The organism is Pseudoalteromonas sp. AOP31-A2-14 (assembly GCF_052378035.1).
Taxonomy (GTDB): Bacteria; Pseudomonadota; Gammaproteobacteria; order Enterobacterales; family Alteromonadaceae; genus Pseudoalteromonas.
This window is the reverse complement of sequence record NZ_JBQSXI010000001.1, coordinates 2141847-2161498: the sequence shown is the minus strand read 5'-3', so window position 1 is coordinate 2161498 and position 19652 is coordinate 2141847. Positions and strand designations below refer to the sequence as shown.

At 47.4% G+C, this 19652-nt stretch carries 6 protein-coding genes; 1 reads left to right on the top strand and 5 read right to left on the bottom strand.

Going from position 1 to position 19652, the window contains the following annotated elements:
• Positions 1-22: 22 nt before the first annotated feature.
• Genes ACT3S9_RS09890 through ACT3S9_RS09880 form a run of 3 tightly spaced genes read right to left on the bottom strand, consistent with a single transcriptional unit; the run spans position 23 to position 7108 of the window.
• Positions 23-805 (bottom strand): thioesterase II family protein, encoded by a 783-nt coding sequence (locus ACT3S9_RS09890; RefSeq protein ID WP_192542160.1) that lies wholly within the window; start codon positions 803-805, stop codon positions 23-25.
• Entirely contained in the window at positions 798-5327 is a 4530-nt protein-coding gene (locus ACT3S9_RS09885; RefSeq protein WP_192542161.1) for a non-ribosomal peptide synthetase, read from the bottom strand. Before ACT3S9_RS09885 ends, ACT3S9_RS09890 begins: the two co-directional genes overlap by 8 nt.
• Entirely contained in the window at positions 5324-7108 is a 1785-nt protein-coding gene (locus tag ACT3S9_RS09880; RefSeq protein ID WP_444750928.1) for an amino acid adenylation domain-containing protein, read from the bottom strand. The genes ACT3S9_RS09885 and ACT3S9_RS09880 overlap by 4 nt, the downstream gene beginning before the upstream one ends.
• Positions 7109-7226: 118 nt before the next feature.
• On the opposite strand from ACT3S9_RS09880, the gene ACT3S9_RS09875 reads away from it, so the two are divergent.
• The gene (locus ACT3S9_RS09875; protein WP_444750800.1) at positions 7227-8444 is read left to right on the top strand and encodes an IS4 family transposase; all 1218 of its coding nucleotides are present in this window, start codon (positions 7227-7229) and stop codon (positions 8442-8444) included.
• A gap of 20 nt (positions 8445-8464) precedes the next feature.
• Here ACT3S9_RS09875 and ACT3S9_RS09870 read toward each other — a convergent pair whose 3' ends face one another.
• Both ACT3S9_RS09870 and ACT3S9_RS09865 read right to left on the bottom strand, forming a co-directional pair.
• On the bottom strand, positions 8465-16429 hold the full coding sequence (locus tag ACT3S9_RS09870) for an amino acid adenylation domain-containing protein (protein WP_444750927.1): 7965 nt from the start codon (positions 16427-16429) through the stop codon (positions 8465-8467).
• Between the two features lie 3 nt (positions 16430-16432).
• Complete coding sequence (locus ACT3S9_RS09865; RefSeq protein ID WP_192542163.1) at positions 16433-19429, bottom strand: salicylate synthase; 2997 nt, start codon at positions 19427-19429, stop codon at positions 16433-16435.
• Between the last annotated feature and the right edge of the window lie 223 nt (positions 19430-19652).

The window sequence follows — 19652 nt, the reverse complement described above, 5'->3', positions numbered from 1 at the left end:
GCCACTGCAGCTCCCTAGCTGGTTAGGGGGTGCATAACCAAGTTTTTTGCGCGGGGAACAGCAAACTCAAGTGCGAGAGAATGGCATCAATATGATCGGCTAAGTAAAAATGGCCGCCCTCGTAGGTCTCAATATTGATAGGCTGAGTGCAAACTTGCTGCCAAGCCTCTGCTTCCTCATAGCTGAGCTCGGTATCGGTTGAACCGAGCATCACTGTAAGTGGGTGCTGTAATTTAGCTGCGTTGAGGTCTGGCTGATAAGTTTCAATCAACTTATAGTCATTACGCAGTAAGGGCATCATCATATCTAGAAGCTCTGGGTAGGCGTTGAGATCAACACCTGTGCCATTTAAGCGCTTTAGCTCATTAAGCATGGCCTCGTCACTGGCTTTGTGCACTTTAGTTGCATGATGGCAACTTGGCCCTTCAACCGCTGAGACTATCAATTGAATGGGAGGCGGATAGCGATAGGCTTGAATGCGCATGGCAAGTTCGTAGGCGATGCCGCCGCCCATGCTATGACCAAACAAAATATAAGGTTTATTCAACAGAGACTTAAGGCCTGTGGCCAAAGTGCTAACCAAGCGATTCATATCCGACACTAAAGGCTCCGCCATACGGCTTTCACGGCCAGGATACTGCACTACCACAATTTCTAAGTCTGGCTCGCTGATATCGGCCCACTGGCGAAAGTAGCTTGCAGATCCGCCCGCATGAGGCAATATTATCAAGCGCTTAGAAGCATTTGGGCGTGCTTTGAAAATACGGTAACACGCGTCATTGTTGGTTTGTGTGGCATTAAGCATTGTTGTACTTCTGTGTAAGTGGTTTCAGGTAATCGCGGTCGACGGCAAAGTTGGCTAGGTCGAACTTGGCTAAAATGGCTTTAAGGTTGTCGGTGGCATACTGGTGGTGACCCCCTGCGTCCATTCCTTGTTTAAAATAAAGCTCAACAAAGCTGCGCACAAAATTGTCATTAAGGGTGTCTTTCCATGTAATAAAATCAAGTGGCTGAATATCACAGCCAAGTTCGTTAAACCACGTGTAGACCTGAGCCACTTCAGTACTTTGATCCGACACTAAGTGGAAGTTACTATTTTGACCCGTTGCACCTTTTAAGATGGCGGTGATACACCTTGCCACGTAGTCCACGGGGACTATATTTACCGCCAGTTCTGACGCAGGGTAAGCATGAATATGCAAACAGGCACGATAAAACTTTAAGAACGCATCGTTGTTAATAAACGGTGTCTTTGTGGTAGCCCATGTGATGGTACCTGGACGCAGAATATTTACCGGTACACCGTGACGCCTTGCTTCTGTGAATAAGGTTTCAGCCATGATCTTTGACTGCTCATAAGTTAAATCCACCTCACGCCATGGCACCACCTGGGTCTGCTCAAGCACTGGCTGCGGTGTATCTACAGGCAGCGCATGGTGTACGCCAATGGTGGAAATATAATGTATCGGTTTCACGTGATGCGAGCTTGCCAATCGGATGATTTCTCGGGCACCTTCCACGTTGCTAGGATATAGCGATGAAAGCGGATCCATCAGATTAATGATCGATGCATTGTGGATGATCACATCAACTTGCGCATTGAGTGCTTGATAGTCTGCGTCACTTAGCCCAAAGTTGCTTTCAGACATACTGCCGCTGACTACCTGAATGCGCTCGTGCGAAATTTTCGCGGGCAATCCTTTTTCTGCAGCGGCTTGCTCCAAGCGTGAGAATCCATGTTGAATGTCATCACAGCGCATCAAACAGACAATCTGATAGTCGGTGTTATCTAGCATCTCCCTCAGTACATAACTGCCCAAATACCCGGTGCTACCAGTCAATAGCACAGTGTTTGCTGGTGAGCTTGGGTCGTATGGCAGGGCGTCAGCAAGCCCGGTTAGTGCCTTAGCTGCCATATCGCCCAAGTCGATGCTATCCAGCCACGCTTGTTTCGCTTGATTTGCTTGCTCTAGCGTGTCGCACATATCACTGAACACCGCATTGTTGAAAATTAGGTCAATGTCAGCATCAAAGTCCGCAGCTAAAAATGCACTTAAAAGGTTGATCGCATTTAAGCTGGTACCGCCTAGCTGGAAAAAGTCATCGTGACGAGATATTTCAGTAACCCCCAATAAGTCACGCCAGATTTGCGCAACCGTCTGTTCAACATGATTGTCGAGCGGCGCTTCAAATTGCGTTGTAAGTTGTTGCTGCATGTGCGTGAGTTGCACTTTAAGTTGTTTTCTATCTAGCTTACTATTTTGACTAAGGGGGAGTGTGTCTAAGGCAAAATAGTGCGCTGGTAGCATGTATTTAGGTAGTTTATCAGCCAGTAAGTTAGCCAACTCACTGATTGCCATTTCAGTGTCGACACCTGCTTGCAGCACAAGGGCAGCAGCCAAATTACCATCACTGGATAGATTGCTCACCGCAACATGTTTAATCGCTGGATGTTTAGCAATGGTTGACTCAATTTCGCCAAGCTCTATGCGATGGCCATTGATTTTGATTTGGCCATCTTCGCGCCCTTGAATGGCAATTATACCATCATCCATAATACAGCCGAGATCGCCGGAACGATAAAGCCTTTCACCCGTGAGTGGGTGTTCAATAAACAGCTCAGCGGTTTTTTGCGCATCGTTTAAGTAACCCAGTGCTAAGCCATCGCCAGCAATATACATTTCACCAGTTACCCAGGTTGGGCAGGGCTCTAGTCGGTCATTTAAAATATGGATTTGATGGTTTGCTAACGGTCTTCCATAGGGGACTGATATGGCATCCGAGGCAATATCTGTCACTTGGTGATGCACACACCAAATTGCTGTTTCAGTGGGGCCTCCTTGGCTAATTAAACTGATGTGTGGTAGTTGTTGGAGCATTTCCTGGGCAAGTTGAACTGGGATCCAATCACCAGAAAGCATAGCTAGTCTGAGCGTACTGAGGTTTAGATCTTCTGCCCACGGTCGGCTGGTCATCAACATTTGCATTTGTGCTGGCACCGAGTTCCAGAGACTCACCTTGTGCTTGGCAATCACTTGATGCCAATGGTTTGGATCAGCTCGTAAAGCTTGATCCGGCAACACCAATGTAGCACCCGCCGAAAGCGTGCCAAAGATGTCCCAAATTGACAAGTCAAAGCCATAACTTACCAGCCCTAAGGTTTTGTCTTGTGGGGAGACATCGTACAAGCGATTGATCTCAAGCACGGTGTTAAGTGCGGCACCATGTGAGAGCTGTACACCTTTTGGCTGACCTGTGGTGCCTGAGGTATAGATCACATAAGCCGCTGAGTCGACAAAAGTTTGCTGTTGTCGACGTTGGTTGAATGCATCGAGTAGATGTTGATAGTCTTGCTTTAGAATGACAGGTAGCACTTGATCAAATGAGATAACAGTCATATCTGAACCATAATCTTCGCCCGCATACAGTGACTCTGTCAGTACAATTTTGGCACCTGAGTTGGCAATAATGGATCGCTGGCGTGCAAGTGGGTGTTGCGCCTCAATGGGCACATACACGCAATCGGCAAATAATACCGCCAAGACTGCCGCAATTTGCTGCGCGCTTTTGTCAGACACAATGGCGATATGGTCCCCCGGTTTGACAGAGCCCACAAAGGTTTGCCTGATTTGCAGAGCAAGCTCGGCGAGTTGTTGATAGCTCATTTCACCGTGTTGGTCGAGCACCGCGACTTGATTGGGCGTTGTTAATGCATGCTGTGCAAAGCCTGAGTGCAAATACCCTTTAACTGGTTCTGTTTTGGTGTTGTTCAGTTTTGCGATGTGCGCTTGCGTTTGTTCAGGTAAGCTCACAGGACTGATGGATTGCCATAGTGCATCATTTTCAGCTAGTGAGCGCAGCAGGGTACAAAATGCCTGATGGGCTTGTTCAATTACACCCGCTTGGAAAATCCCTTGGCGGATATCCCAATCTACAATCAGCTCACCGCCGCGTTCAGTTGCTTGACAGTCCAGCCACACCTGTGGCGTTTGAGTGATGCCGTAGCGTAGCTGTGCGTCGTGCATAAATTGGTTGCTGTCTAGCTCATCTGCAGACAAGCCAAGGGTACTGGTGAAAACAATCGGTACTATGGTGTTGCTTTGTTGGTCTTGATTCATGGCACGTAGCACTTCAACCCCCGTAAAGTCGCTGTGCTCTAAGTCGCGCCATAGCTGTTGTTGCAACTGGCTAGCACGCTCAGCAAAGCCCGCTTGAGGGTTGGGCGACACGGCTAATACGTTTACCGCGATAAAGTCGCCAACCACACCACGTACATCAGGGTGTACATTGGCGCGATTGAGCATGGTTAAGTTCAAACAAAATTCAGGGCGACGTGACCAACGTCCAATGACTTCCGTAAATGCTGCCAACACTAAGCTGGAAGGCGTTAGTTGGTGGCCTTTCGCTCGCTCACTGAGGCGCTGCCAAAGGGCTGGCTCTAAGTTAAAGTGTAAGCGAGAAAACTCAACATTTTCATCATTGCCTGTGCTTTTTGCACGTGGCAGCTCAGGCGGTGCAGGTAGCGTTTTAATGCGGTCTAACCAATAGGCTTTGTGTTGTTCATAACGTTGCGCCGTTTTTGGGTGGTCTAACAGGGCTTTTCGTGCAATAACAATGTCACGGTAAGATACCTTCAGAGGCGCAAGTTCGCGCTCTGGGTGATTGTATAACTCGCCAAGCTCTGCAAGCAGAATTTGAATGCTGGCAAAGTCAGCGATGAGCAAATCGATAGAAAAATGCAGTATGGAGCCTTTGCCTGTTTGGCTTAAATGCACGTCATACTGTGGCCACTTGTCTGGTTGATAGTGGCGATGAGCTAGCTGTTCACGCAGCTCTAGCAGCTTATCTTGACGAGTTTGCTCATCAAAATCTGCAAACTCGTGAACGCGAATGGCCTTTGCTGTGACATCGGCAATAATTTGCTGTGTGCCATCAAGATTGACGATAGCACGCAGCATGTCATGGCGTTCGATCAGCTTATGCCAAGCCGTTTGCAGGTGTTTGGCATCAATATTGGGAAGGTTCAATTCGATATAACTGTGACACCCCACACCACCATATTCCACGGCGTTGTTACGACCAACCAAATAGGCAACCTGCAGATCCGTTAACGCAAAGGGCTGATAGCGGTCGGCGTGATTTGGTTCAATAGCCGCCATCACAGGGTCACTTAAATAATCGATAAATGCTGCTTTGTTGTCTTTTAATTGGGTTTTAAGTGCTGCTGTCATCACGCCAGCAGGCGCTTTAAATTTTAAGTTACCCTGATCGGCCCAAAGGTAAACTCCACGGCTTTCAAAATCAGCGATTATACTGGCGATGGTCATATTGTCCCCTCTTCAAATAGTTCAGCTGTGTCACTGGTGTTACCGCTTAAATCGCGCCACGCTTGATTAATGGCAGTGGCCAAGCTGGCAATACTTGGCGCACTAAATAGCGTTGTCAGTGACAACGATGCAGGAATAATGTGTTGTTGTTGAAGTGTTTGGATCAGCTGAGTGGCGCTTAAGCTATCACCGCCAATGGCAAAAAAATCATCATGACGCGAGATCTGTGCGCGTTTAAGTAGCTGTTGCCAAATGTCGGCAAGTTGCTGTTCAAGCTCACTTTCTGGCGCTTCAAACTCTGTTTGCTCTAAATCCAGTGCCATGAATTCATTGCTCAGTTGCTTGCGGTCAATTTTACCGTTGGCACTTAGCGGTAATGTCTCTAGCTCCAATAAGTGGCTTGGCACCATGTATTCAGGTAGCTGTTGCTGAAGTTGTGCGGTGATAGCATGTGCATCCAGCGTGGCTTTTGCTTCTTTAACATAGGCAGCAACGAGCTTCTTCGGCTCCCCAATGGTCAATGTCACACCGCGGCTGAGGCCCTCAATACGTGCAAAAGCAGCGTCAATTTCACCGAGCTCTATACGGTGACCGCGCACTTTAACTTGGTGGTCTATTCGGCCCAAGAATTCGAGATTACCATCAGGCCAATAGCGACCACGATCGCCTGTGCGGTACCAGCGATTATCATTTGCTATGACAAATCGCTCAGCAGTGAGTTTTTCATCACCACGGTATGCAGTGGCAAGACCGACACCGCCAATCCAAAGTTCACCGGCAACCCAATCAGGGCAGTCGCGACCAAATGGATCCACCACACGGTAGGTTTGGTTAGGTAGTGGCTTGCCATAGGGGATAGATGTCCAATGGGCTGGCAGCTCTCCTTTGATTTCACAACTGTTTGACCAAATAGCCGCTTCGGTAGCACCACCCATAGCAATTAGTGGCATAGTGTGATGGGTTTTAGCCTGCAAGCGTGGAGGTAAATCTAGGCCAATCCAATCGCCAGATAACATTACTTGAGCAAATGGCAGTGAGCGGGCGTCGTTTTCAGCAACCACGAGTAACATGTCTAGCAGTATTGGCACTGAGTTCCAGACATTGACTTGATGTTGATGTACAAGTTCAAGCCAAGTTGCAGCATCACGGCGATTATTTTCATTTAGCAATACCACGCTGCCACCGACACTTAGTAGACTAAATAGGTCGTAAACACTGAGGTCAAAATCTAATGCAGAGACCGCGAGCACGCGGCTGTTACTATCGATAGCATAATGCTGATTGAGCTGGTCAATAGTATTTGCTGTCGCTTGATGACACATTTCTACCCCTTTTGGCTCGCCTGTAGAGCCCGAGGTAAAGATCACATACGCTGGAGCATCTGTTGCCACTGGCAAGGGCGTTGCCAGTGGTGCGAAGCGAGTTGCATCCGCCACATTGAGGCGCGTTACGCCTACTTCTACCTCTTGTTTTATATGCTGTTCGTCTGTCAGTACCCAGCGAATTCCCGCGGTACGGTGAATCTTCGCTTGGCGACTTGTTGGTTGATGCACTCCGATTGGCACATAGCAGCCACCTGCCGCCATAATGCCAAATACGGCGGCCACCTGTGCTATACCTCTTGGCAAGCTCACGGCTACAGGTTCGCCCGCAGCCAAACCTTGGGTATCGAGTAAGTTGGCGATACGCAGTGCTTTGTCTGCCAACTCGCCATAGGTCACCGTTTGCGCATCAGCGATCAGTGCGGTTGTATCTGGGTGCTGGCGGGCATAGTCAAACATAGCTTGATGTAGGGTTCGGGGGCTAAAGTATCCCCAAAATTAGCCTTTATATATCAATGAACTAATAGTGTTAAAAAATATGGGTAGTGAGGGAACATTCATGGTGTTTTGTGATCTTATGAATCGCTTAAAAACAACAGAACTAAACACCATGAATGCGTCTACTATTTTGCACAATATGCTCCGCGCTGTCACCCCTAACTCTATTCATAAAGCCAGATTTAATACTCTAGTCGCTGCCGTTAAATCTCTTTTGCACTGTCAGCAATGCACCTTGACATCTATTGGTCGCAATTTGGATTCAAAAACAACTGAAAAACATGATATTAAGCGTATTGATCGACTACTCAATAACCACGAGCTTTTGCGTGAATCGACATCGGTTTATGTTCGCTTAAGCCGTTTTGTGGTCACTGAAAAGCATCCCGTCATATTGGTTGATTGGAGTCATGCAGATACACAAACCAAATACTGTATTCTGCGTGCTAGCATTGTCAGTGAAGGTCGCTCTTTGACCTTATACCAGGAAAGTGCATTCAGCTTTCAATATCATTGCCCAAAAGTACAAAAACGGTTCTTGAAGATGCTCAAACTGATCTTGCCGAGTGATTGTCGGCCCGTTATTGTTACGGATGCGGGCTTTAAAGTTCCTTGGCTCAAAGCCGTGCGAAACAATGACTGGCATTATATTAGCCGAGTTCGAGGTACGGCACACTTGAAAACGCAGGGCAGCGATGAGTTTGTTCCATGCCAGTCACTATTCAAGAGCAATCAACGTAAGAGCCAGTATCTTGGCGCGACCGAGCTGACCAAAAGTGCAAAATATCAAACGCATGCAGTGTTGGTTGGCAAGGGACATAAGTTATTAAAAAGAGATAAAGAACGCGGTTATAAAGAGCCTTGGCTACTCGTTTCTTCACTTCCAAAAAGGCACCATTTTCTCGAAAAAGTGCTCAAGCTATATGGTATGAGAATGCAGATAGAGGCAGGGTTTCGAGATCAAAAAAGTGTTAGATTCGGCTTAGGCTCAGATCTGCACAGAACGAACAAACTCAATCGATTAGACATACTTTTACTGCTCGCAACTCTGGTTCATTGGTTCTCAATGATGCTGGGGGCAGTGATAGACAAAGCAGGAAAGACAGGCGCTTTTCAAGCTAATTCAACCAAAAAAAGACGAGTAGTGTCATGGGCATTTGTTGGGCTGCGATACTTCAAAAAACAGTCCATTAAACTGCGACGGCGAGATTATTTGGAAGGGCTAGCCTATTTCGTACAGGTGGTAGTGAAACTCGATTGGAAAAATATGGATGTGAGTGATGTAATTGAAACTTAATGATTATTTCTGGGGATCCCTTAGGTTCGGGGGGGTTGCTCGGCGAAAGTATTGTTCACGCTGTGACGTACCGCTTGTTGGGTTTCAGGTAGCACATAACTAAATGGCGAGTCTGCTGAATCAGCCAATTCATCAAGAAGCGTCAAGAAGCGTGCAAACATGTTGTCTAACAAATTTGCAGGGAACAGAGCGTCGACAGCGTCCCAGGATAAAATCAGCTCGCCTCTGAATTCATACATTTGATGATCTAGCCAAACTTGCGGTGTTGCCGACAATCCGCCATCGGTAAACTGTGGTAAACCTTCATTGAAGGAGTCTGCCAATAAATCATCAGCCATTCCTAAAGTACTGGTAAAGACGATTGGCAATGCGGCCGCAGTATGCCCCATCGTTCGGCTACGCTCCCTTTGCACCCAAACGGATGAAACGGCGCGATGCTCCAGCACATCGGCAAGTTGGTTTTGCAGTTGCTGCGCATGATGGGCAATGGAGACTTGCTCGTCAGGATGGTAATCAAGTGGTGCCAGTGAGGTAAAGTCACCAACGATACTGCCCACTTCTGGGTGCACGTTTTGACGGTCAAAGAGCGTTAAGTTCAAAGTATGAGCATGACCACCACTGTATTGACTGAGCACTTCTGCATAGGCGGTAAGTACTAAAATACTTGGAGTAACACCTTGCTCTTTGGCCGCTTGTTTAATGGCTTGCCATTTAGATGCGGGCAGCCTTGCGCTACGGCGTGAGAATTCGCTGTGTTCAATTTGCAGTGGGTTTTGCGCCAGCGGCAGTGTTGCAGCCTCTGGCAGAGTTGCTAAACGCTTACGCCAGTAGGCTTGCGCTTCATCTATCGCCTGCTGACTGTTTTGTAGCTGCGTGACATAGTCTCTAAAAGTTAATGTCAGTGGCGTAAGTTTGGTTTGTGGTGCTTGATACAAGGTGGCAAACTCGCGCAATAGCAGCATGATGCTATAACCATCAAGGGTCATGTAATTAAACATCAAGGCAAGGCGGGTACGTTCATCTCCATCCGCTTGATAGCGCACGATTTTAATCGCCACAGCGTCATGTAGATGCGCACTGTTTTGTGCTTGCCACCAAGTGTTGATTTGACACCTAGCTAGGTCTAAATTCGCGTAAACCTGTTGCTCGATGTCCAGCATTGGTGCACAAGTGTCTTGCAATACAATCTGCTGATTATCATTGCTAACCTTGGCACGCAGCATATTATGACGTGCGTATAAGGTTTGCCAAGCTTGAGTCATACGCTCAATATTTAGTGTTAAGCTATCTAGCTCTAGCAAGTAGTGGGTACCACAATTGAGAGGAAAACCCGCTGTTTGACCTAACCAATAAGCACTTTGTACCTCAGTCAGTGCAAATGGTTCAAATTGCAGCTCAGGTTTAGCAACGATTTGTTGGCTTTGTGTGGCTTGCTGTGTCACTAGCGTTGCAGCAAACGCACCAAGGGTTGGATTCGCAAATAAAGTGCGTAGCGGCTGCTTGGTCGATAGCCCTTGTTGGGCAAGTTGAGTAAGCAACTGGGTAGCTAAAAGTGAATCACCACCTAGCGCAAAAAAGCTGCTTTGAAGGCCTATATCGGCAACACCCAGTAAGCTTTTCCAAAGTTTAGCTAATTGAATTTCGTTGTCTGTTTGTGGCGGCGTCAGCTCCACTTCAAGCGCAGTAAATTGACCGTCAAATTGTGCAGCAAGTTGTTTTCTATCAACCTTACCGTTGGCACTGAGTGGCAGTACATCTACAGCTAATAAATAATTGGGCACCATGTAATCAGGCAGTAGAAGTGCAAGTTCAGCGTTAACAGCTTTGCTATTAAGTGTGATGTTTTCGTCCATTACCAGCGCGGCCACTAACATTTTTGGCTCGCCGATAGTGAGCGCGACACCACGGGTAATGCCTGCAATACGACTCAGAGCAGTATCAATCTCACCCAGCTCTATACGATGACCGCGTACTTTTACCTGCTGGTCTATACGACCTAAAAATTCTAGATTACCATCAGGCCAATAACGACCTCTATCGCCGGTGCGATACCAGCGTTTGCCTTCATGGTTGACGAAACGATCAGCTGTGAGTTTTTTATCGCCTCGGTATGTGGTTGCTAGGCCTGCACCACCTATCCATAGCTCTCCAGCCACCCAATCTGGGCAGTCACGACCTTGCGCATCGACGACGCGATAAGTTTGGTTTGGTAATGGTTTGCCGTAAGGAATTGAATGCCACTGAACAGGGATATCACCTCTCACTTCGCAGACGTTTGACCAAATCGCCGCTTCTGTTGCACCACCCATAGCAATAAGTGGTATATCGGCTTTGCTTTTTGCCTGCAAACGCGGTGGGATATCAAGGCCAATCCAATCCCCAGATAGCATTACTTGATTGAATGGCAGTTGTCTGTCGTCTTGCTCTGCAACAACCAGCAACATATCGAGTAGAACTGGTACTGAGTTCCAGATATTAACATCATGTTGGTGCACAAGTTGCAGCCACTGGTGAGCATCGCGGCGATTTTCATCGCTTAACAAGACAACCTTACCGCCCACGCCTAGCAAGCCAAAGATGTCATATACAGACAAGTCGAAGTCCAAGGCGGAAACGGCCAACACACTGCTGTTCTTATCTATGTTGTAGGCTTTATTAAGTTGATCTATGGTGTTTGCTGTGGCTTGATGGCACATTTCGACACCTTTTGGTTCACCTGTAGATCCTGAGGTGAAAATAATATAGGCAGGCTGTGCTGGCGAACTATTCACGATTGCTGCAAGCGGATTTCTTACAGTAGCCACATCTAACCTCGTGACTGAGTCGATTGATTCGGTGTCAAGGTGAGCACTGTCTGTGAGGACTAATCGGATCCCCGCTGTGCGATGGATTTTTGCTTGACGACTAGCTGGCTGATGCACACCAATTGGCACATAGCAGCCACCCGCAGCCATAATACCCAATACGGCAGCTATTTGTTCAATACCGCGCGGTAGAGTGACCGCGACAGGTTCTGTCGGCTCAAGCTGGTGTTGTTGTAACAGTGCTGCAATGCTCAGCGCTTGCTTGCTTAGCTCTGCATAACTGACAACCCTGTTTTCAAATACAAGGGCAGTGTCGTCTGGATTTTGTTCTGCATACTCAAAAATAGCATTGTGCAAAGTACGCGGCGTTTGTGGGCTTTCGGTGTGATTAACCGCTATGCGTGTATGCGCTTGCGCATCTGGTAAAGGTAGCGACATAGTTTGTTCCCAACTGCTGTGGCACAGCTCTTCGAGTGCGTCAATATAGCTGGTAAACATGTCGTCAATCATACCTTGCGGGAAAAGTGCATCTACCGCATCCCAAGATAAGATAAGCGCCCCATCAAATTCATACAATTGATGGTCAAGCCAAACCTGCGGTGTTTGAGATAAACCACCCGGTACAATCTGCGGAAAGTTACCGCTGGAATTTTCAAACAAACCACCACCAAGGCCCAAGGTACTGGTAAATACCACTGGCAGTGCAGCAGAGGTCAATGTGCCATGACGTGCCTGTTCACGTTGCATCCATATAGATGAAATTGCTTTGTGTTCAATGGCCTGAGCAATTTGCAGTTGTGCTTTTTTAGCTTGCTCTAGTAGAGAGTTTTCAGTGTTTGCACGAAATGCAATGGGTGCCAAGGTAGTAAAGTCACCAAGTACTTTGTTAATGTCTTGATGTACGTCTTGGCGATCGAACAAGGTTAAGTTTAAGGTGTGGTCGCCTTCGCTCCAACGTCTTAATACATTACTGTATACCGTTAGTAGTAACACCGATGGCGTGATCCCGTGTGATCTCGCTTGGTTTTTAAGTGCTTGCCATGTATCTGCGTTTAGCTGTGCCTCACGGCGTACAAACTCAGGCTTGGTAATACTTTGTGGGTCTTGTCTTAGCGGTAGTTGTGGCGCTGGTGGCAATGTGTCTATCTGCTCGCGCCAGTATGCTTCTGCGGCTGCGCGTTCTGCATCATGGTGTTGCACTTGGATCACATAGTCCCGGAATGAAATGTCGATTTTGGCTAAGTGATAAGTCGGATCGTTGTACAGGCTGGCAAGTTGATCCAACAATAACTTAATGCTGAACCCATCCAAGGTTAAGTAATCAAAAATGATCCCCAAGCGGGTTTTGTTATCACCATAATGCACGGCGCAAATACGGTGATTAGACAGGGTTACAGAGTCGCTCTGATTATGACTCTGCAGTGCTTTTTTACAGATCTTACTCCAGAACTGGTGCAGGTGGTCGCGCGCTGCACTTGCGTGATTTTCTGTCTCCGATTTTAGGCTAACCTCGGCTATGGACATAGTTGGCAAGTGCGATAGCAGCTGTTGCTGGCCATCTGGTGTGATCACAGCGCGTAGCATTTCATGATGCTCAACGAGTCTATCCCAAGCCTTCGCCATACGCTGTAGGTCAACGTTTTCACCTTCTAATTCAAGCAAATACAAAGTGCTGCAGTTAAGTGGTAAACCCGGTGTTTGACCCATCCAGTAGGCGCGCTGAACTTCTGTGAGCGGGAATGGGGCAAAGCGGTTGTTTAGGTCGGGCACGACTGCAAGTTTTGGCACAGACACAACGCTTTCTAAACGTGCTGCATAGGCACTTAGCTGCGGTGCTGAGAATAAATCGGATAGTGGTTTTGGTGATGCCAAACCCAGTTGCTTAAGCTTTGCGATAAGTTGTGTGGCAATTAAGCTGTCTCCACCTAGTTCGAAGAAATGGCTCTGCTGGCCTATTTGTTCAATACCCAGTAAAGACTGCCAAATTTTGGCTAGGCGTTTTTCGTTGTCTGTTTGTGGCTTAGTGAGGCTAGCCGTTGAATACTGCTGTGTGGCTGTTAGTTGCTTGATCAGCGCTTTTCGATCTACCTTGCCGTTGGCACTAAGTGGTATTTGTATAGCAAACTTAATATGACTTGGCACCATATAATCCGGCAGAAGCTTGTGCAGTTGACGTTGAATAGCTGTGCTATTAAGTTCACTATGGGCAGTCAATACAACTACGCTAGCAAGGCTTTTTGGCTCGCCAATGGTGACCGTCACGGCGCGTTGAATACCGTCGATGTTAGTAAGGGCGGTATCAATTTCACCTAGTTCAATACGGTGTCCGCGCACTTTTACTTGGTGGTCAATTCGCCCTAAAAACTCAAGGTTACCATCAGGCCAATAGCGACCTTGGTCGCCTGTGCGATACCAGCGTTCACCATTTTGCTCTACAAAGCGCGCAGCTGTTTGCGCACTGTCGCCGCGATAACAAGTCGCAAGGCCAATACCGCCAATCCACAATTCACCAGGGACCCAATCAGGGCAATCAAGACCATGCTGGTCAACAACACGGTACTTCTGGTTTGGTAATGGTTTACCGTAAGGGATTGAATGCCAGTCCAGAGGTAGTGGGGCACGTACTTCACAGCGATTTGACCAAATCGCCGCTTCGGTTGCGCCACCCATCGCAATGATCGGTGGGTTAGTTGCGCTAATGTGCTGTAGCCGGGGTGGTAAATCTAAGCCGATCCAGTCGCCAGACAGCATCACTTGCTCAAATTTTAATTGGCGGCTGTCTTGCTCGGCCGCGGTTAAAAGCATGTCTAGTAACACCGGCACGGTATTCCAAATAGTGACCTTATGTTGATGCACTAGTTCCAACCATGTTTGTGCATCACGGCGCTGTTGCTCATCAACTAGGACAAGCTGGCCACCTACGCTCAGCAGACCAAAAATATCATACACAGATAAATCAAAGTCCAATGCCGACACCGCAAGAGCACAGCTGTTATGGCCGATTTGATAGTCTTTGTTAAGCTGATAAATAGTATTGGCAGTGGCCTGATGGCTCATTTCAACCCCTTTCGGCTCACCTGTGGAGCCAGAGGTGAAAATGATATAGGCCGGGCTCGCTGGGCTTGCAATTATTGCTGATCCGAGCGGTGCACTTTGCAGTGCTGCTTGAATATTAATGAGCTGGACTGCTGGATCATGTTCAGGATCGTCTTGATGGGCTAGTACCAACTTGATTTTTGCGGTGTTGTGGATCTTAGTTCGTCGAGATTGAGGTTGATGGGTGCCAATTGGTACATAACAGCCGCCAGCTGCCAGCACCCCCAGCACTGCGATGATCTGCTGATATCCTCGAGGTAAAGTCACGGCCACCGGTTCTGAATCACCTAGCCCTTGCTGTTTTAAGTGTGCAGCTACGCGCAGCGCTTGTTCAGCGACAGTGCGGTAGCTCAGTTGTTCGCCGTTGAATACCAAGGCCGTTTTATTTGGATGCGTTTTAGCACAGTTAAAAAATGCTTCATGCAATGTATGCGGTGTGTAAGGGGCGGTGGTATTATTCACCCTTTCTCTTTGCTGCTGCTGGTATGGTGGCAATTCAAGTAAGTGTAGTGCTTGCCATGCATCATTGTTTGCTGCCAGTTTTTCTAGCAGTTCTACATAGCTTGCGAACATGGTATCGAGCAACGCTTCAGGGAAGATCTCATCGACCGCATCCCACGCCAGCATCAAGCCTCTGTCAACTTCGTACACTTGGTGATCTAACCAAACTTGCGGGGTTTGCGAGATCATGTAGTTAAATTGTCCAAGTACGGTATCTTTTTGCGATAACAGTGGGGTGCCTAAATTACAGGCAAATACTACCGGCGCACTGACGCCCTGAGCATAACCGTGTTTTACTAAGTCGCGTTGGATCTGGACTGCGGAATAATCACTGTGCGCAACGTTTTGGTGAAATTGGCTTTGTACCGCCTTAGCATGTTCAATAAATTCTTTAGCGTCACTAAAATCGCAATCCAAAAGCAATAAATTAGTGAAGTCGGCAACCACATTCTCAATGCCCGGGTGCTGAGTTTTTCGGTCAAACAGGGGCAAGTTGAGCGTGAATTTTTGCTCGGCACTGTATTTGGCAAGTACATAAGCATAACTTGTGACGAGTAACATTGCCGGTGTTACTTGGTGTTGCTGCGCCGTATTTTTAAGTGTTTGCCATTGAGTTGCTGTCAGTGTGTGCAAGCGGCGAGAAAACTCTGGCTTTGTCACTGTTTGTGGGTCGCAATTCAGTGGTAGTTGCGGACCAGGCGGCAGTGTAGCTAAACGCGTTTGCCAGTAGGCTTTATCGGCTTTAAGCTTGTCTTGGTTTTGCGTCTGTTCATAGGCTAAGTATTTTGCAAAGCTCCAGTTTGGATCTGTGCCTAGCGTGCCACCATGGTATAGCACCGCTAAGTCTTTTAATAAGATATTTAAGCTTTGTACATCGGCGATCAGCAGGTCTACATCAAAATGGATACGGCATTTACTTTCAGGCAGTAGACTCAGTTCCAGACCTATGGTTTGACCATGCTCAATACCAAGCTTACGGTGTGACAGGCGGCTGCGCACTTGCTCTACCGCTTGTGTCGCCTCTGCTTGTGAAAGTGAGCTAAAGTCATTGATTGCGAGTCCAGGAGTCGGCAATGGTGAATAAACTTGCTGACTGCCAGATTCTGTAAACTGTGCGCGTAGCATCGGGTGGTATTGGTAAAGTGCATGCCAAGCTTGCTCTAGCTTGAGTGGATCGATGTCTTGATTGTCCACTTCTAGATATGCGTGACAACCAACGCCGCCAAGTTCTTGCTCGTCCTGACGACCAATCCAGTAGGCATATTGCACATCAGTTAATGCAAACTCCGCATAGGGATCTATATTTGGTAGCTCAGGTGCTTGAGGTATTTCAGAGTCGGGTTCAGTTTGTGCGCATAAAAGTGTGATCCAGTGATTGAGTACAGGCCGCTCAATCAGTTTGGAAAAAGTCACTTTGGCACCTTGTTTACGCCATTGGTTCACTAAGCGCATCATGTGCATTGAGTCTAAGCCAAGCTCAATGAGGTTTGCATCTAACTTGTCATCAACTGGCGTTTGTACAAATGCTTGTACATGTTCTAACAGTTGTTCCTTATTTAGCGGTGCGTTCATTAATTGTGTCATGTGTTAGCTCTCCGCCTCTGCAAGCGTTTTTTCATCAATTAGGTAATTGGCGATACAGGTCAGTTTTTCGATGGTTTCGGTCAGCTCGCGCTCGGGTTTTGACTGGTCAATCACGCCAGCACCTGCTTGTAACCAAGTGCAGTTATCGGCGCGGTAAATTGAACGTAGCACCAAGGCTGAATCCATAAATCCATCACTGTCTACAATCATTACACAGCCGCTGTAGCACTCTCTGCGGTTTGGCTCAAGTCGCAGTATGGCCTCAATGGCTTCGCGTTTTGGGATCCCAGAAGCCGTTACAGCTGGGAACAGGGCTTGAAATGCATGCCACGGGTTTTTGTTGTCACTGAGTTGACCACAAACACGTGAGGCAAGATGTTGTACACTGCCACGGCGACGGATGGTCATAAACTCACTGATAGAAATCGAACTAGGTTCACAGATCTGTGCCAGTTCTTCTTGTGCAAGTTTTACAGATACGGCGTGTTCGGCGATTTCTTTGGTATCATTAAGTAGCTCTTCACGCAATTGCTGTTCTTCTTGAGGCGAGTTCCCAAGGGCACGGGTGCCTGCCAGTGGCTGAGTGCTGATGTAACCTTCACGGCTGGCCTCAAGCAATGTTTCTGGGCTGAATCCTGCAACTGAAAAGTCGTTTAGTTGATACAAAAATGAGCGCGCTGGCGAGTTGTTTAAGCGGCCAAAGCGAAAGCTCTTATTCAAGCAGACACTATTTGGCACTTGAATGCGGCGAGATAAGATCACCTTTTGATATTGTTTGTTACAGATCTCTACAACGGCTTTGGCTACCGATGCTTTGTACTCGTCTTTATATTGGGTGTTGATTTGCGGCGTTTGTAGAGGCGTTAGCGCGGCAATGCTTGCTGCTTGTGCGCACGTTTTATCTGCTTTTTGAACCAAGGCTTCAAGTGCATCTAGTTCTGCTTCATTCAATGCACGCAGCGTGGCTTGGCTTTCTGCAAGGCGCACTTCTTGTTCAGGCAAAAACAATTGTAGAGACTTGTTATGTTCAGTATGTGTTTGAATACCGTGAAAGACACTGGCCAGTTCAAATTTAGCCACGCCGTACAAACGCCAATTGTCGAATTCAAGACTCTGCAGCGCTTGTGCCATCAGTTCGGCAAATGACTCACCGCTAAACTGTGCTATTTTCTCACCTTGCTGCAGTGTGATTTCGCAGCCATTTGAGTAAAGCTCAACCACTTTGCCAATGCCGATAGACCAAGCAGATTTGCTTTCGTAAACCGCTTTAAATGGATTAGTACTTAGCTCAGAAATCCAGGGCGCTAACTGCGCGGCTGCAGATTGAACTGAGATAATTTTTTCAAAATAGGTTGTTGATTGTGACTGATTTATAGAGGTCTCTATATATTCTTCCTCAGCACGTTTTGCCAGTGCTGTTTTATTGATTTTCCCTACAGCGGTGAGCGGCCAAAAGCTCAGTGAAATAATTTGGTCTGGGTACTTAAAACGTGCAATTTGTTGTTCTTTTAATAGTTGATGCACATCGTTTAGCGAAACAGGCTGGCTGGAAATAATACATGCACAACTGCGCTCGCCTAAGTGCGCGTCTGGTACCGGTACTAATGTAGCTTCGTCAATGTATGGGTGTGTAAGTAGGCGCTGCTCAATTTCGGCGACGGAGATTTTTTCGCCAGCGCGGTTAATTTGTTCTTTTATTCGCCCTTCAACAATCAGGTTACCTGACTGGTTCATACGCACTAAGTCACCTGTGCGGTAAAAGCCATCCGAGGTAAAGGCAGTTTGATTTTGCGCTGGTGCTTTGTAATAGCCCGCAATGGTGTATGGCCCTTTGGTTTGAAGTTCTCCAACTTCACCTTGGGCTACGGGATTATCTTGTTCGTCAACAATGCGAATTTGGTCAAGGTCGCACAGTGGACGACCTTGGGTATGTGCCACTTCACTTTGTGGGTCATCTAGCCGGGTGAAGCACAGCAGACCCTCAGCCATACCAAACACTTGTTGTAGCTTGCAGCCAAGCACTTCGGGCACTTGCAGAGCTTGCTCGGTGGCAAATTTTGCGCCGCCTACTTGTAACAGTTGTAAGCTACTGATGTCGGTGTCATCCCACTGTTTTGCCTCAAGCCACAGTTTTGCGAGGGCTGGTACTAGTGCTGTGTGGGTGACTTTATGTTGTTCAATTAGTGGAAATGCTTCGTCTGGTCCGGGCGCTGGGCAAAGCACGACTTTACCGCCTTGAGATAAAGTACCGATGATCCCAGGACAAGCAAGCGGGAAGTTGTGTGCAACCGGCAATACAGCTAAGTAGGTCGTGTGTTGGTTAAGTTGACACAGCTCAGCTGAGGCTTTGGCATTGTAGTGGTAGTCGTTGTGACTGCGTGGGATCAGTTTGGGTGTGCCAGTGGTGCCACCAGAAAGCAACATTAACGCTGTAGAGGAAGGGTCAATGCTTGGTGCTACCACGGGGGTTGTACTGGCTAATTGAGACAGGGGTGTAAACGGAGCTGTTGCTGGTGCATTACCTGATACCAATACATGCTCAATACTTGGACACGCTGACACGATACGCTCTGCCATGGCAATATAATCGTGGCCTAAATAGTTGTTGGGCACGATGTATGCCACTGGGTTACTTAGGTCACACAGAGCGGCAATATCAGACTCACGCTGTGCGGGCATTGCTAAAATCGGAATGACACCCAAATGAAACATTGCGAAACAACTGATCACAAAATCGAGATTATTTGGCAGTTGTATCATGACGTGATCACCGGTTTTTAAACCAAGTTGCTGAAATCCTGCACTGTGTGCTAGCACGCGCTGTTCAAATTGGGCATAAGTAAGTGCAGTGCCTGCCTCTATCAAAGCGACATTATTTGAAAATTGAGTACGCCAAACTGAAACGAGGGAGCCGAGAGACTGTTGTTGCCAATAGTTATTTTCGATATAAAGTTCTTGCTCTGCCCTTGGCCGGACGGGGGTATCTGGTGTTGTTTTCACAATAGTTCTCCGATTATGAGGCACGATCGCGTTTGTTTTCTGAGTTGCGACAATTGCGAGTGTTATTTTTTATGACGTTTTCACGGCTCTAATGTATATGTGTTTGCGCAATTTGTTCCCACCCTTAAAAGGAGTTGTATGCCCCTATCGGTAATTTTTCGTATAAATTTTTGTGTATTTTTGGGGTTTCCACACTTATTTCCGATTTGGGGGTTAGTTAACG

Bases quoted from the DNA above. Each gene is read 5' to 3' on its own strand.
- ACT3S9_RS09885 (WP_192542161.1), bottom strand. From the start codon at position 5,327: ATGACCATCGCCAGTATAATCGCTGATTTTGAAAGCCGTGGAGTTTAC.
- ACT3S9_RS09890 (WP_192542160.1), bottom strand. From the start codon at position 805: ATGCTTAATGCCACACAAACCAACAATGACGCGTGTTACCGTATTTTC.
- ACT3S9_RS09870 (WP_444750927.1), bottom strand. From the start codon at position 16,429: ATGACACAATTAATGAACGCACCGCTAAATAAGGAACAACTGTTAGAA.
- ACT3S9_RS09880 (WP_444750928.1), bottom strand. From the start codon at position 7,108: ATGTTTGACTATGCCCGCCAGCACCCAGATACAACCGCACTGATCGCT.
- ACT3S9_RS09875 (WP_444750800.1), top strand. From the start codon at position 7,227: ATGAATCGCTTAAAAACAACAGAACTAAACACCATGAATGCGTCTACT.